General features: G+C 32.3%; 16 protein-coding genes. 7 read left to right on the forward strand and 9 right to left on the reverse strand.

The window, feature by feature from the left end:
• Positions 1-45: 45 nt before the first annotated feature.
• From nirD to ACFPTQ_RS13405, 5 genes are all read left to right on the forward strand, one after another.
• Positions 46-423 (forward strand): nitrite reductase small subunit NirD, encoded by a 378-nt coding sequence (nirD, locus tag ACFPTQ_RS13385; RefSeq protein WP_278036143.1) that lies wholly within the window; start codon positions 46-48, stop codon positions 421-423.
• A gap of 31 nt (positions 424-454) precedes the next feature.
• Positions 455-1,042 (forward strand): DUF4202 domain-containing protein, encoded by a 588-nt coding sequence (locus ACFPTQ_RS13390; protein WP_379778031.1) that lies wholly within the window; start codon positions 455-457, stop codon positions 1,040-1,042.
• A gap of 12 nt (positions 1,043-1,054) precedes the next feature.
• The gene (locus ACFPTQ_RS13395) at positions 1,055-2,866 is read left to right on the forward strand and encodes an ATP-binding protein (RefSeq protein ID WP_379778032.1); all 1,812 of its coding nucleotides are present in this window, start codon (positions 1,055-1,057) and stop codon (positions 2,864-2,866) included.
• 88 nt (positions 2,867-2,954) lie between these two features.
• Complete coding sequence (locus ACFPTQ_RS13400) at positions 2,955-3,614, forward strand: response regulator (protein ID WP_379778033.1); 660 nt, start codon at positions 2,955-2,957, stop codon at positions 3,612-3,614.
• A 188-nt stretch (positions 3,615-3,802) separates the two neighbouring features.
• On the forward strand, positions 3,803-4,426 hold the full coding sequence (locus ACFPTQ_RS13405) for a hypothetical protein (protein WP_379778034.1): 624 nt from the start codon (positions 3,803-3,805) through the stop codon (positions 4,424-4,426).
• A 30-nt stretch (positions 4,427-4,456) separates the two neighbouring features.
• On the opposite strand, the gene ACFPTQ_RS13410 is transcribed toward ACFPTQ_RS13405, so the two are convergent.
• The 4 genes from ACFPTQ_RS13410 to ACFPTQ_RS13425 all read right to left on the reverse strand — a co-directional run bounded on the left by ACFPTQ_RS13410 (position 4,457) and on the right by ACFPTQ_RS13425 (position 9,238).
• Positions 4,457-5,890 (reverse strand): glycosyltransferase family 2 protein, encoded by a 1,434-nt coding sequence (locus tag ACFPTQ_RS13410; RefSeq protein WP_379778035.1) that lies wholly within the window; start codon positions 5,888-5,890, stop codon positions 4,457-4,459.
• 11 nt (positions 5,891-5,901) lie between these two features.
• Complete coding sequence (locus tag ACFPTQ_RS13415) at positions 5,902-6,723, reverse strand: hypothetical protein (RefSeq protein WP_379778036.1); 822 nt, start codon at positions 6,721-6,723, stop codon at positions 5,902-5,904.
• An 81-nt stretch (positions 6,724-6,804) separates the two neighbouring features.
• Positions 6,805-7,170, reverse strand: coding sequence for a response regulator transcription factor (locus ACFPTQ_RS13420; protein WP_379778037.1), 366 nt, complete (start codon positions 7,168-7,170; stop codon positions 6,805-6,807).
• An 82-nt stretch (positions 7,171-7,252) separates the two neighbouring features.
• Entirely contained in the window at positions 7,253-9,238 is a 1,986-nt protein-coding gene (locus ACFPTQ_RS13425; protein WP_379778038.1) for a GAF domain-containing hybrid sensor histidine kinase/response regulator, read from the reverse strand.
• 197 nt (positions 9,239-9,435) lie between these two features.
• On the opposite strand from ACFPTQ_RS13425, the gene ACFPTQ_RS13430 reads away from it, so the two are divergent.
• Both ACFPTQ_RS13430 and ACFPTQ_RS13435 read left to right on the forward strand, forming a co-directional pair.
• Complete coding sequence (locus ACFPTQ_RS13430) at positions 9,436-9,735, forward strand: DUF1905 domain-containing protein (RefSeq protein WP_379778039.1); 300 nt, start codon at positions 9,436-9,438, stop codon at positions 9,733-9,735.
• A gap of 163 nt (positions 9,736-9,898) precedes the next feature.
• A complete protein-coding gene (locus ACFPTQ_RS13435; RefSeq protein ID WP_379778040.1) occupies positions 9,899-10,279 on the forward strand; it encodes a PH domain-containing protein in 381 nt (126 codons plus the stop codon).
• A 68-nt stretch (positions 10,280-10,347) separates the two neighbouring features.
• Here ACFPTQ_RS13435 and guaB read toward each other — a convergent pair whose 3' ends face one another.
• From guaB to ACFPTQ_RS13460, 5 genes are all read right to left on the reverse strand, one after another.
• Complete coding sequence (guaB, locus tag ACFPTQ_RS13440; protein WP_278036149.1) at positions 10,348-11,820, reverse strand: IMP dehydrogenase; 1,473 nt, start codon at positions 11,818-11,820, stop codon at positions 10,348-10,350.
• Between the two features lie 134 nt (positions 11,821-11,954).
• The gene (locus ACFPTQ_RS13445; protein WP_379778042.1) at positions 11,955-13,361 is read right to left on the reverse strand and encodes a DUF5723 family protein; all 1,407 of its coding nucleotides are present in this window, start codon (positions 13,359-13,361) and stop codon (positions 11,955-11,957) included.
• The gene (locus tag ACFPTQ_RS13450; protein ID WP_379778044.1) at positions 13,361-13,912 is read right to left on the reverse strand and encodes a hypothetical protein; all 552 of its coding nucleotides are present in this window, start codon (positions 13,910-13,912) and stop codon (positions 13,361-13,363) included. The genes ACFPTQ_RS13445 and ACFPTQ_RS13450 overlap by 1 nt, the downstream gene beginning before the upstream one ends.
• A 63-nt stretch (positions 13,913-13,975) precedes the next feature.
• Positions 13,976-14,839, reverse strand: coding sequence for a hydroxymethylglutaryl-CoA lyase (locus ACFPTQ_RS13455; protein WP_379778274.1), 864 nt, complete (start codon positions 14,837-14,839; stop codon positions 13,976-13,978).
• A 107-nt stretch (positions 14,840-14,946) separates the two neighbouring features.
• Complete coding sequence (locus ACFPTQ_RS13460) at positions 14,947-15,966, reverse strand: quinone-dependent dihydroorotate dehydrogenase (protein WP_379778045.1); 1,020 nt, start codon at positions 15,964-15,966, stop codon at positions 14,947-14,949.
• Between the last annotated feature and the right edge of the window lie 197 nt (positions 15,967-16,163).

Genomic DNA, 16,163 nt, shown 5'->3' on the forward strand with positions numbered 1-16,163 from the left:
CTTCTTCTTAAAAAAAGAGACAGGGTAAAATAAAAATTAAATATCATGGAAAACGTATTAAACAAATATAATAGTGTAACCCTAAACGATGTTACCGTTTGGTTTAAAGCAGGTAAAACCTCTGACTTTCCTGCTGATGGAGGAAATTGCGTTAAATACAAGGACAAACAAATTGCTGTAATTAACTTTGAAAGAAGAGGAGAATGGTATGCTTGCCAAAATGTATGCCCTCACAAATTAGAAATGGTACTCTCTAGAGGTATGATTGGTTCTGCTGAAGAAACACCAAAAATTGCCTGTCCAATCCACAAAAAAACTTTTTCTCTTAAGGATGGAAGCAATTTAAATGGAGAAGATTATACCATTGCAACCTACCCTGTAAAAATTGTTGAAGGCGAAGTATTCATTGGGTTTATGGAATAAATATGTATATTTGAAGTATAATTGACTCTAAATGACATACAGCAAATTCCAACAAGCAAGCGAATGGATTGATGCCGAAAATGCACAAGATCCTAATATAGAAATACACGAATCTACAAGTTATCCAAAGGAACTTTTATACTCCAATAGGATGTATGCAAAACTTATGGATTTTGAACCTAATGCTTCAGAAGAAGTTCAAATTGCCGCTAAAGCACAACATATTTGCAGGTGGAAAATCGCTCGCGAATCCTATCCAATGGATCGTGTAGGTTATTTAAAATGGCGTGAAGAATTAAAAAAATTCCACGCAAAAACCACTGCAACTATCCTAGAAAAAGCGGGTTACAATGAAGATTTCATAGCAAGAGTTTCCTTTTTAATTGAAAAAAAACTACTTAAAAAGGATGAAGAAACCCAACTATTAGAAGATGTAATTTGTTTGGTATTCTTAGAATACTACTTAGCTCCCTTTGTAGAAAAACACGATACCGAAAAATTAAAAAACATTATTCTAAAAACTTGGAATAAAATGTCTGAAAAAGGACATCAAGCTGCTTTAAAAATTAACTACAGTCCTGAAAATCTACAATTAATTAAAGACGCTTTAGGATTGTAATTCAACTCCAATATGATAAAAGAAGCCAAAGCGTTTTCTGAAAATCTTAATTTTAAACAATTAAAGCAAATGTATCTATTTGCTTTAATTACTATTGCCATTACGATTCTGTTGAGTCAGTTATTGATTCAGCATAACATAAGCAGTCAGCTTAACGACTCTCGGCTAATCAATATTTCGGGTAAACAACGAATGTTAAGTCAGCGGTTAGCTAAAGAAATTCTTATTCTTAATTCTTCTTCTATAAATTCTAACATTGATGAAGAAGTGGCTAACATCAAAAAGACACTTGAACTATGGAAATCTACTCATATTGCTCTTGAAAAAGGAAACGATAGTTTAAATTTCCCTAGTGAAAAAAGCACCACTCTTTCTACTTTATATAAAGACATAAAGCCCAATGTTAACAAAATAGATTTTGCAGTTCAAAAATTTTTGTCACACAATAAAGAAACACTTTCTAGAGACAATTATCCAGAAGAAATAAAAACAATCTTAGACAATGTGGCCATTTTTCTAACCAAAATGAATCGCATTGTAAGTCAATACGAATATGAAGCTTCCGAAAAAGTAACCCGTCAACGTAATATTGAATATGGCATTCTAACTTTCACTTTACTCGTATTACTATTAGAATTCCAATACATTTTTAAGCCTACCAATAAAAAAATAGAAGTCTTAATCTCAAAACTTATCCTCTCTGAAAAAAGGGCAATTAAACTTGCTAGAGACACAGAAACGATAAGCATTGCAAAGGAAAATTCAGTAAAAGAACTAAAATCACTGAATTTTGCAATGGAGAACACTCTTTTATATTGCCGTATAAGTCCGCAAGGTAAAATCATACACATGGGGGAGAAATTCTCTAAATTGTTACAATACAATTCCTCTTTTGATAATGACAAAAGCTTTTCCAAGGCATTAACTAAAATTGCCAAGGAACAACAGGAAATTGAACAAATTATTGCCGACAAACAAAGAAGCGGTTGGCAAGGCGAAATCAATACAACCGACAGAAATGGTAACAAACTTTGGCTTGATATGTCGATGATTCCTGTTCGCATCCGCAAAGAAGAATCCGAATTATTAGTCATTTGTTTCAACATCACCATTCGTAAAAATGCCGAACTCGAAGTAGAGCGATTAAATCGTGAAAATATTATTGAAAAAATAAATCAACAAAAGATTATTTCTAGTAAAATTGTTGAAAATCAAGAAAATGAACAAAACCGAATTGCACGAGAAATCCACGACGGAATTGGACAAATGCTTACGGGACTAAAATTTAGTTTGGAAAGTATTAACCTCGATGACAAGGAGAAATCGGCTCAAAAAATAGAATACCTTAAAAAATTATCTTTAGATATTATCAAAGGTGTTCGTACGGCTACTTTTAACCTAATGCCACCCGAATTAAGTGACCACGGTATTGTTTCTTCGATTGCTAAACTTACCTTGGAATTAGCCAAACTTACTGGAAAGAATGTCCAGTTTTACAATAAAACCGATTTTGACCAAAGATTAGATTCATTAATCGAAATCAATATTTATCGCCTTACGCAAGAAGCCATCAATAATGCTATCAAATATGCCGATTCATCCCATATTATCGTACAACTTTCTCATAGCAATAACATACTTAGCATTACCGTTGACGATAACGGAAAAGGTTTTGACATTAATACAGTAGAAAAAAAACGCAATAGTGAATCGGGAATGGGATTACTATTCATGAAAGAACGCGTTCAATACATTAATGGCAGGGTTTTTATCAATTCGATACCGGGAGAAGGCACCCGCATTACATTTAATATTCCTATATAATTTTCGCAAAGAAAATACGTAAAAAATACGTATATTGCACGACTTTAAAATAAGTAAATATTTTATATCCTTTAAAAAAACGTACGTTATGAACCAAATGATTAAAGTTGTCCTTGCTGATGATCATTTCTTTGTAAGAGATGGTATAAAATCACTTTTAGAAAGCGAAAAAAATATTGAAGTAGTTGGAGAAGCTACAGATGGACAAGAAGCATTAGACGTCGTAACGACTACCAATCCCGACTTATTTATTGTAGATATTAGAATGCCTCAATATACAGGAATAGAAGTAGTTGAAAAATTACGAAACCAAAACAATCCTGTAAAAATTATTGTGCTGTCAATGCATGAATCTGAAGAATATGTCTTAAAATCAATCAAGGCAGGTGCCGATGGTTATTTGCTAAAAGGATCTAGCAAAGAAGAATTCATGAAAGCACTTCATGCAGTGGCTAATGGCGGTAAATATTTTACTGGAGATATTTCCTCAATTTTAATCAACCAATTAACAAACACAAGTGCTTCAATAGAACCAAAACCTACTATCGCAGAAGATTTAACGATAACTAAAAGAGAAAAAGAAATTCTTACCCTTTTATTATCTGGAAAAGGAAATAAAGAAATTGCAGAAGCATTAGAAATCAGCAAGCGTACCGCCGAGGTACATCGTTTTAATTTAATGAAAAAACTAAAAGTTAAAAACTTAATGGAACTTTCAAACAAAGCAACCGAGTATTCATTGATTTAAAATACATACTAAGAAAATTCAAATCCTGTTTTTAGAAACCTCTGAAAACAGGATTTTTTATTCCATTATCTCATTCAAATTACATTTCACGAAACTTAAATAGCAAACTTTACGGCGTAATTTTAAATAAATGAAAGTAAACAAGCACAAAGAATTAACTAACTTAGTAGTATTCAAATGGTATAATTATGAAAACACTATATTTATTCCTACTACTCACCTTTTCATTAGTTTCTTGTGTTTCCAAAAAATATACACAAATAAAACAATTACCCAAAGGCATCCAATCAGCAACTGAAGAAATCTATATTCTTGAAAACAATCAAAAAAAACTTTTGCAGAAAAAATCCATGAATTTTACCAAAAACGGAAGAATTAAAAATTCAATTACTACTGATTCTTTGGGCCAAATGATTCAATCTACTCAAAAAAAGCTATGGTTTACCGTGCAAATGTATCCTGACAAGGAAAACTACTATTGTAAAACTCGATGGAAAACTAATAATAGGGAACGTATTAGTTGTTACACTCGAAAACAATTCAAACAAAACGAAGCTATTTACCATTATAATCCAGACGGAACTATCCATAAGATTGTTGACCACTATCCTCCCTTTTATAGTCAATATTATCAATATACAAATCAAGTTCTCACTACGATTACTGTCAATGATAAAAACGACAACCTAATCGATGATATAATTATAAGTTGCATCAAAAAAGACGAAAAAGGCTGTTGCATTGAAGAAATTAGTACTTGGACGAAAACAAAACTCCAACAAGAAAGACACTTCTTACCCACCTATGATTAAATTTGAACCTCTATTCGAAAAAGAAAAATATTAGCCTTTTTTAGTAAAACCTTTTCTTGTCATTTCACCCCAACCTTTAACCCCAAGTATCTTTTCTTTATACCCTACCAAAGAAGAAAATACAGCAAGGGGATGAAAATAAAAAGGCTCGATAAAGGCAGCCACTAGCAACTTGAAAAAATCGGCTTGTTTGGGATATTTATGATACGTTCGTTCCTCACTATATAGCGCCATTACCGAAAATAAAATAGCAAAAAAGTAAACAAATATTAAAAGTAAAAAGAAAAAATACCAGTTAATCAAACCAAAAATGATAAATAATATAGTGATAAACAAACCTATAAACTCGATTCCTGGAGCCAAAAACTCAAAAAATGTCCAATAAGGAACACTAAGCATTCCGAGTAATTTATATTTAGGATTAAAGAACATTTTTTTATGAAAACTTAATGTTTCAATAGTACCTCTCATCCAGCGACTACGTTGTTTTTTAAAGACTTTTAATGTTTCTGGCGCTTCAGTCCAACAAAGTGGATCTGGAATATAACTAACAGAATAAGGAATTTTATTTTCAAGCATAAAGCGACGCATTCTTACTACTAATTCCATATCTTCTCCAACGGTTTTAGTATTGTATCCGCCTACTTTCAATGCTATTTCTTTATCAAATGCACCAAAAGCTCCACTAATAAGTAATAAACCATCTAGCCTACCCCAAGCCATTCTCCCTAAAAGAAATGCTCTTAAATATTCTAAAACCTGAATCCTAGGCAACAATTTATCTGGAATATTTACCTCCACCAGACGTCCATTTTTTATAACGCACTGATTAGCGATCCTAACTACACCTCCGGTAGCAATTATACGTTTACCATACGATTCTAAAAAAGGTTTTGCCAATTTAAGTAAGGAATCTCTATCGAGAATACAATCGACATCAATGCATACTACATATTGATTTTGAGCAATGTTAAGTCCTACATTGAGAGCATCTGCTTTACCCCCATTTTCTTTATCCACGACAATCAATTTCTTAAAAGCCGCATTTCTTGAAACATAAATACCTTTGATTTCTTTAGTTTTAATTTTAGTACTAATTGCCATTTCAGTTAACTGAAGGTCATAGGTTTTTATTAAAATTTCCATCGAATTATCCTTACTACCATCATTTACCACAATTAATTGGTAATTATTGTAATTTAAGGACAATAGGGATTTAACATTTTCCTCAATAGTAAAACTTTCATTATAAGCTGGCGCAATCAGTGATAAACTTGGAGCAAATTCACTGGTTAGTAATACCTCATAATCTACAAAACTATTCTTTTTAAGATAAGACCTTAATTCTTTGGTAGAAAGAAAAGCCAGTATCAAATAGGAAGACATTATGAGTATGGCATAAAAAAGGATAAGAATAAGGTAGGTTTGAAAAAAAGAATTTACATCATCATTAAAAAAAATCATACACCTAATAATTAAACGGTTAATGCCTTTACTACATTTTGAGCTTCTAGCTGCAATTCTTTAGAATCTGTTTCAGTTACTAACTTTTCTACAAATCCTACTTTTTGGGTTAGTTTTAGTTCTTTAATTAATTTCAAACCAAGCGATGCAACAGTCTGATTTACAGATTTCAACAACAATTCAATCCCTTCAATTGAATCTATATTGTGCTTTTTGAAAGCAGCAATTATATTCACTTGCATCCAATTGTCAATTGGATCCGTTTGTTGAATGAGGTGTTTTACCCCTTTACTTCCTCCTAACTTAATTGAAGCACTAACTGCGGTAATTTTTAAGGTAACATTTGTCGTTGTTGCTAATTGTATGATTTTATCAAAAGCATCTTCAATATTTAGTTCGGCTAGTTCATTTATTCCCTTACATTGTATTTCCCATTTGCAACTTTCTATCTTTTTCAATGAATCATTAATCAACCCAGAATCTTTATAAAACTGCTCTAATTTTGCAGCATATAAACCATCATAATTTTTATGTAAATTGATAATAGATTCCATTAATACCTCTCTAAAAAAGACTTTTTTAAATAGGTTTATGAACTCTTTATCTGCCTTGAGAGTTAAAAAAGTAGCTTCATTAAAAACAACAGAGAATAGTATTTTTTCAATGAATTGATCGTATTCTATTCTTTGCTTTGCTTTTTTAATTTTATTGTTTCTGCTCCTTATAATTAAAAGATATAATATAAAAGCGCTTGTCACAAACAAACCAATTGAAAAAATCAGAAAGGACTCCAGCCATTCATCAGTGAAATATAATCCTGCAAGCATTATCATATTGAAATCTTTTAGAAATAAATAGTGTAAAACGATTTGTTATTGTCAATTACCATAAGAGAATTGAATGGTGTCACTTAACTACGCATTTGTTTTAAGTAACTTTTTAATTCTAATCAACAATACGGCCGGGCTAACCGGTTTAGCCATAAATTCGTTAGCTCCTAAATTGAAGGAATCCAATTCAGTTTGCTCAACACTAGAAGTTGTGAATATGATAATAGGAATATCTGACCCTAAATTTTGTCTAACATGCTGCGTAATCTCCATACCGCTTATACCAGGCATATTTATATCGGTCAAAATTAAATCATAGTTGTTGATTTTAATTGCATCTAGCGCATCTTTACCATCAGCAAACTGATCCACAGTAAAGCCGTTAGCTTCTAAGAAAAAAGACAATGACTTACGTAGGATATCATTATCTTCAGATAAAACTATTTTCATTGCTTAAAATATTTATCCTAAAGGAAACTTTGTTTATAAATTTGGAACAGTACAAAATTATAGCATATTTTCCATAAATCACTTAATGTTCCTTTAAACTTTCAATAACCTCGGCTATATTGGTATTCAAAGAGTTAATTTTAATCTTCGTTTCCTCAGAAAATTGTGCTTCCAAAGCTTCTTTTTCAATAGCAATCATAGTTTCAACCCAATCCTCCAGCTTAAACATATCAAAACTAGATTTCATGTGATGCGCTGTTTTTTGTATTATCGCGAAATCATTCCTCTTAAAAGCTTCTACTAATGTGGTTAACTGAGTTGGGATTTTTTGAATAAAAAGTGTAATCATCTCTTGTTTGAAATTTGAATTTCCACAAGCCATTTCTTCTAAATAAGACAAATCAATCTTTCTTTTCGCAACATGATTATTATTTTTTACAATCACTTTTTTTATTGTTTCTAATAATTCTAATTGCTTGAAGGGTTTTGGTATATAAGCATTCATACCTATATCCAAACATTTCTCTTTTTCGCCAGGAAAAAAATGTGCTGTCATTGCAATGATAGGAATATTGGATTGCATTTCATTTCTAATATGTACCGTGGTTTGATAACCATCCATAAGAGGCATTTGCAAATCCATCAAAATCAAATCGTAGTTGTTTTTCAACAGCAAAGCAATTCCTTCTTCTCCGTTTTGAGCGATATCCATTTCAAAACCAAAGTTATTGATGACATTTCGAGCCAACTTTTGATTGATTACATTATCCTCACACATTAAAATTTTCAGTTTTCCTAAATCATCTTCTTGTTGGGATATAGTTTCTGTTTCAATTAAGTCCGTTTTTCGATATTTCATTAAAAAGAAAAATTCCGAACCTCGTCCCTCCTTACTTTTTACATGGATTTCCGAACCCTGAAGTTCAACAAGTTGTTTTACAATATTAAGACCAAGTCCTGTTCCTCCAAATCTTCGAGTAATATTATCTTCAACTTGAGTAAAACGATCAAAAATGATTTTAAGTTTGTCCTCAGGTATACCAATTCCCGAGTCTTTTACAGAAAATCGCAACGAATAATACTCATTACTTTCTTCCATTTTTTTCACTTCAATAGTAATAAAACCTTCGGCCGTAAACTTAATGGCATTCCCAATTAGATTCACTAAAATTTGATTGAGTCTTCCTTGATCACCGATTATCATTTGAGGCAAATCGGCATCGAGAAACAAATTAAACTCAATCTCCTTTGAAACTTTAATTTTCAATAAATTATAAACATGCTTAAGCGCTTTTATTAGATTAAAAGGATGCTGTTCTATAGTCAAATTACCAGTTTCAATTTTTGAAAGATCTAAAATATCATTAATTATCAAAAATAAATTTTCCCCAGCGGATTGCACGCTACTTATATAATCCCGCTGTTTTACGTCCAAATTGGTTTCCGCCAAAAGATCTGTAAATCCTATAATAGCATTTAATGGCGTCCTAATTTCGTGACTCATATTTGTTAGAAATCTTTCTTTAGCCTCAAGTGCTTTTTCGGCAATATTCTTTTGAATATCGAGCTCTGTGTTTTTTACTCGCAATTCTAGGTGTTCCATTATATGCTTTGCAAGAATAGATAAAGCATTTCTTTGATTCTCATCAAGTTTTTTAACAACATGATCCAAAGCACATAAAGTACCAATATTGAAACCATCTGGAGTTGTCAATGGAACACCAACATAAAATCTTATTTTAAATCCTCCAGTAACATTAGGATCTTCTTTAAATCGTTCGTTCAAAAAAGTATCGTTAATTTCAACTATTTCCGATTCCATTATTGTATACTGACAAAAACTAATTTCCCTAGGTACTTCTGAAACTCCGATACCTATTTCAGACTTAAACCATTGTCTTTTATCATCAATAAATGAAATATGAGCTATGGGAACTCCACAAATATAGGAGATGAGTTTAGTTGCATCATCAAAGGTACTTTCGGGTAATGTATCGAGAATACTATAACGTTGAAGTGCTTCCAAACGTTTTTGTTCGTTATCTATAAGGGGCTGTTTGATATCCATAATGTACATAAAATTCTATGTGCATAAATATAAAAAAACAAGCTTCTAGAATGAATGTTATTTTTCATTTTCTTCAAAAAATACTAATCATTTGTATTACTCTAAAAATATCGATAAAAACCGGCTTTAGTAAGCTACTATTTTTATTTACTTTTGGAATTGAAAACTAATTCAGGACTTACTTAATTGTATAAAAATTGAATGCAAGAATAAAATATGAGTTTGAAGCCGAAGCCTGGCAACACGCAGCACCCGGAGGCTGGTATTTTATTTCATTGCCTCAACATTTAGCTACCGAAATCAGAACCGCTTTGCAATCAGAAGAAGAAGGCTGGGGAAGATTAAAAGCGGTAGCCAAAACCGGAAAAACCGAATGGAAAACAGCAATTTGGTTTGATACTAAAATGAAAACTTACCTTCTTCCTTTAAAAGCCGAAATCCGTAAAAAAGAGGGAATCATTGTTGGAAAAAAACTCCAAATTACACTTTGCTTATAAACTATTTTTAAATTGCCCTCATAAATAACAAATCAAAATTATATATTCGTACTAATTTCTATCAATCTGATTTTAAATTCATTATTAAAAAAAAGGAGTCCAGAAACCAATAAACGGGGCGTAAACGAAAAGCCATACGAGTAGTACAATTTAATAATTAATTATGGGATTATTTTCGGCAATACTTGGTAACGCAGGAACTGTAAGCCAAGAGGAGTTAAAAAAAGATTATGGCAAACTACTTATTAGCAGTGAAGAAATAGAACTAGGATTCAAACTTATTCGAGATGTATTTATCTTCACCAACAAAAGACTTATTCTAATTGACAAACAAGGTGTTACAGGAAGTAAAACAGAATACAAATCAATCACTTATAAAAGCATTAGTCGCTTCAGTATTGAAACTGCTGGCACCTTTGATTTGGAAGCGGAATTGAAAATTTGGGTTTCAAGCGAACAAACGCCTAGTATTCGAAAACAATTTAATAAATCGGTTAATGTTTATGATGTACATAATGTTTTAGCAACACATGTTTTGAAATAATATTTTATAAAACGAAAGGCTGTCTAATCAAAGACAGCCTTTCGTTTTTTATAATTATAAGCGTAGAATTATCTAGAATAATTTGGAGCTTCTTTTGTTATTGTAACATTGTGAGGGTGACTTTCAGAAATTCCGCTTGAAGTTAAACGCACAAAACGTCCAGTAGCTTGTAAGGTAGCAATATCTTTTGCTCCACAATATCCCATACCAGCACGTAATCCTCCGATGAATTGTAACATACTCTCATTTAATTCCCCTTTGTAAGGAACACGACCTACAATTCCTTCTGGAACTAATTTCTTCACATCATCTTCAACATCTTGGAAATAACGGTCTTTAGAACCTGTTTGCATCGCTTCTACAGATCCCATTCCTCTATAGGATTTGAACTTTCTTCCTTCGAAAATAATTGTTTCTCCCGGAGATTCTTTAGTTCCTGCTAATAATGAACCCAACATTACGCAATCAGCACCGGCAGCAATAGCTTTAGGAATATCTCCTGTGTAGCGAATACCTCCATCAGCAATAACTGGAACACCCGAACCTTTAATAGCAGCGGCTACTTCTAATACAGCTGAGAATTGAGGAAAACCAACACCTGCCACCACACGTGTAGTACAAATTGAACCAGGTCCAATACCTACTTTTACTCCATCAGCACCATTTTCTACTAAATATTGAGCAGCTTCTGGTGTAGCAATATTTCCAACCACAACATCTAAATCTGGAAATTGTGCTTTAACCGCTTTTAAAACATCAACCACTCCTTTAGTATGTCCGTGAGCGGTATCAATAATAACAGCATCTACTCCAGCATTTACTAAAGCAGTCGCTCTTTCTACAGCATCAGCAGTAACCCCTAATGCGGCAGCTACTCGCAAACGACCGTACTTATCTTTATTAGCATTTGGTTTTTGATTCAATTTAGTAATATCTCTAAATGTAATCAAACCTACTAATTTATTATCTTGATCTACTACTGGTAATTTTTCAATTTTATGTCCTTGCAAAACTACTTCAGCTTCAGCTAATGAAGTACCTTCGGCAACGGTTACTAAGTTTTCCTTAGTCATTACCTCAACGATAGGACGTGTACTGTTTTTTTCGAAACGTAAATCACGGTTAGTCACAATTCCTTTTAATGTTTGATTTTCATCAACTACTGGAATTCCACCAATTCCGTATTCTTTCATTGCGGCTTTAGCATCAGCTACTGTAGCCGTAAGTGGTAAAGTTACTGGATCGATAATCATACCTGACTCAGCACGTTTTACTTTACGTACTTTAGCAGCTTGCTGCTCTATAGTCATGTTTTTATGTAAAACACCTATTCCTCCTTCTTGTGCCATAGCAATAGCCATAGAACTTTCGGTTACTGTATCCATAGCAGCTGATACAATAGGAACATTAAGTGTTATGTTTCTTGAGAATTTTGTTTTGATACTCACTTCGCGAGGAAGCACTTGTGAGTAATTAGGAACTAATAATACATCATCGTAAGTTAAACCTTCACCGATAATCTTTGAATTGTGTGCTATCATGTTGCAATTTCTAGTTGAATTGCGTGCAAATATAGCAAATTATTTTGATTTATTAAATTTGTATTCCAATTAAATTTTAGAGTCCAATTCGAGCTATTTGTTAATATTATTTAAGCTACAAAACATTCTTAACTCTAGTATCGACTAGGTGGTTCATTACTATCTTTAAAAATAAAATTAAACCCAAATTGAAAAGAAAGACTTTGTGATTTTGACAAATCACGATAGCCTAATAAATTATCCCCCATAAAATACATATTGAAGGCTCCCAATCTAGCAGACAACCCCAATCCAATATTGGTATAGGAATAAGAATCCAATGTATAGGTAGCTTTTAATTGTAACTTATTTGATATATTTCTTTGATAGAATCCCGTTAAAGCGGTAATAGGAAGCCTTGGTGTACTCATTATAAAAAGTTGCGCACCAACTGCATTCTTGAATGGTTTTTCTCCTGCCTCACACACGCAGTCTTCGTCCTTGCTTACCCCATATGAATATTGATAAGACGCATTTAATTTTACAGGACGCCAAGTAGTATATTTATTGTACAAAGTATCTCTTTTAATTGCCTCATTAAAATCACTATAAACACCATCTGGATCATCTGTGCTCGTAAAACTAGGATTAATCCCTTCGTATTTGTAGATACCACTATAAGTATAATTTGCAACATCTTTAGTATGTTTAACAAAACCAACATCAAGCATGCTAGCGGTAATTTGAGTATTTTTTTTAGGATAATAGGTAAAACCTAAATCAAATCCTAAGCCCATATCTCCACCAAATAGAAGTTGATTTTGTACATCCGAAGCCGTATCTCCATTATAATCGTCTTCTAAATATTTTGAAACTCCAGAAGTATTTAAAGTCAAATTAGATCGAATAATTTGTTCGTACATAGTGGTACTTGAAGGTCGAGTAAGAATATAACCCGAATTTTGGGTTGATGAAGCATTAAATCCACTGAAGTAAATTTTCCCTCTTGCTCCAACAATAAAATTATCAGCTATGTTTTTGTGATAACCTAGATGCAATACCGTAAGCACTTCTGCTTTAACACTTATATCCGATAAATCAAATGATTTTCCTATGTAATTTTGATTACCATATAATGCCAAAACGAGCGGATCCTTAGGAACATAACTCCAAAAATCAAATTCTTGATACAATCCAAAAGACAAATACCCTTTATCTTCAAGCCAATCTCCTAATTTAAAGCCTCCATTAAGTAATTCAATTTGTTCATTGATTGCAGCATGATCATTTTTGGTGGTAGTATTCAACACCTTTCGTAATTTTTGATTAAAATCGACTCCATCATTAGCAAATAAATCATAAGCTGAAAAACCACTAGACCCCACTTTAAAAGAAAACCCTGAAAGCATAGGAACCCCAAAATAATAGCTGTATTTAAAATCTGCTCCTGGGTTTAACATCATAGATTGTGGAACCGAAGTAAGATTGTACAACACTTGCTTATTCTGAGAAAAACAATTAACTACAAATAGTACCATTAAAAATATAAAAACCTTTCTCATTAGATTTCCAAATAAACTGTGGCACTAGAACGTAAAACTAAATTTCCTGTACTATTTGCATTCAAAGCAGGACCAGAACCAATTTTTATCAGAAAACCCATTTTCACCGTCTTTTTCAATAATTCTAATCTGTTATTTTCAAAAATTTCAGTACTAGTAACAATACTAGTTGTTCCTGTATAGACGGGAATATCTTTTTTTATTGTAGTTAATATTTTATTATTTTCATCGAGCAAAACAATATTTAAGGAAAAAGATCTTTTTATTGTATTGTTGATTTCGAAATGAAAATCAACTTTTCGTAAATAACTATTCAGATATTTATCTCTAAAAACATCAAAATCATATTCATCACCCGCCCAAGGAATTTCCATTCCAGTATCTGACACAAAACTTTTTGCTGGCACATCAAAATAGCTAAAATTCGCTTCATAAACAGGTGTGAGTTTTAAATCATTAACCTGATCAAAGTTCAAATCACTTGTACAAGAAAAACTACTTTCCATAAGAAGGAGTATGCAAATGATTTTATAAAAACAATACTTTTTCATTCTCTTAGAATTAATTAGCTATCTTTAACTCCTTACTTACCAAAATAGTATCTCCCAAACATGCTAAAAATAAGAATTAAACACTTTGGATGCTTCATTGTAAGCACTTTCAAAACTCAATGGATTTAAATTCAACTGTTCTTTATTAGCTGTAAAATACGATAATAATTTTTCGGTGGGCATGTTTCCTGTCAATTCATCTTTTGCCATAGGACAACCTCCAAAACCTTGAATTGCGCCATCGTATCTACGACAACCAGATTGGTATGCGGCTTCTATTTTTTCAAACCATTTATCGTATGTGGTATGCAAGTGAGCACCAAACTCAATTTGAGGATATTTAGGAATCAAATTACTAAACAAATACCGAATTGCATCAGGAGTTGAACTTCCAATAGTATCTGAAAGCGAAAGAATTTTAACTCCCATTGTTGCTAATTTTTCGGTCCATTCGCCCACAATTTCAACATTCCAAGGATCACCATACGGATTACCAAAACCCATAGATAAGTAAGCTACAACTTCTTTATTATTTTTATAGCCTATTTCCAAAATTTCTTGCATGCTCACAATCGATTCGGCGATTGTTTTGTGGGTATTACGCATTTGAAAATTTTCAGAAATAGAAAAAGGAAAACCTAAATAGTGAATGGTTTCAAATTGAGAGGCTGTTTCAGCACCTTTAGTATTAGCAATTATAGCTAATAATTTACTCTTGGTTGTTGACAAATCCAATTGTTCTAAAACAGCTGCTGTATCCTGCATTTGAGGTACTGCTTTTGGCGAAACAAAACTCCCAACATCAATCGTATCAAAGCCTACTCGCAATAAAGCCTGAATATACGAGACTTTCTTCTCAGTAGGAATAAAGCTTTTGATACCTTGCATGGCATCACGAGGGCATTCGATAATTTTAATTGGCTCCATAGCATCCAAAGATACTAAAAGTTGCAAACTGGCAAAATTTAGAAAGCACAAAAAAAAGCGCAATCCAAATACGAATTACGCTTTTATCATTTTGTATTTCAACAAGATTAATTCTTGCTCAAAATCTTTTTATTTATTGCTTTCACCAAGGCTGGACCTTCATAAATAAAGCCTGTATACAATTGCACTAAACTTGCTCCAGCTTCTAATTTTTCTATAGCATCTTCCGCCGAATGAATTCCTCCCACTCCAATGATTGGGAAAGCCTTATTACTTTTTTCAGAAAGAAAACGAATCACTTCTGTAGCGCGCTTGGTTAATGGTTTCCCTGATAAGCCGCCCACTTCGGTTTTGTTTTCTGATTGTAAACCTTCACGTGAAATAGTTGTATTGGTAGCAATTACACCTGCAATCTGAGTCTCTTTTACAATATCAATAATATCTAACAATTGCTCATCTGTCAAATCTGGAGCAATTTTTAATAAAATTGGCTTTTGTGTTGGCTTAGCCAAATTTTTATTTTGCAAGGTTTGCAACAACTGTGTCAACGGTTCTTTGTCTTGCAATTCACGAAGATTAGGCGTATTTGGCGAACTTACATTTACCACAAAATAATCCACATAATCGTATAAAGCATCAAAACAAATTTCATAATCAGAAGTAGCCTCTTCGTTAGGGGTCACCTTATTTTTACCAATGTTTCCTCCTATTAATACACCTGGATTTGATTTTAGTCGTTCCACCGCTTCCATCACACCTCCATTATTAAATCCCATTCGATTAATAATCGCCGAATCTTCTTTTAAACGAAACAAACGTTTTTTTGGATTCCCATCTTGTCCTTTAGGAGTTAAAGTCCCTATTTCGATGAACCCGAAACCAAAGTTGGATAATTCCTTATATAATTTAGCATCCTTATCAAAACCCGCCGCTAAGCCTACTGGATTTTTAAATTTCAACCCAAAAACTTCTCTTTCTAATCTTTTATCATTGACTAAATAAAGTGATTTATAGATTGATGAAAAACCAGGGATTTTAGAAGTTACACGTACTAATGCAAAGGTAAAATGATGAATTTTTTCAGGATCAAAACAAAAAAACAATGGTCGGATAAGCTGTTTGTACATAGGTTTTTAATTTGAGTGCAAAAATAGAATTATCTAATGGATAAAAAAATTATAAATAAGAACTTTAAAGAAATAGCCTCATAAACAACCTAATAAACTTACGTTAAATAAAACCCAAAAAAAACAAAAACACCTTCATACAAAAAGCTACAATACAACTACTTACGATAAAAAAATGATTTACCTACAATTTTAAC

Origin of the sequence: Flavobacterium sp. GCM10022190, from assembly GCF_042656445.1 — a bacterium.
Classification (GTDB): Bacteria; Bacteroidota; Bacteroidia; order Flavobacteriales; family Flavobacteriaceae; genus Flavobacterium; species Flavobacterium nitratireducens.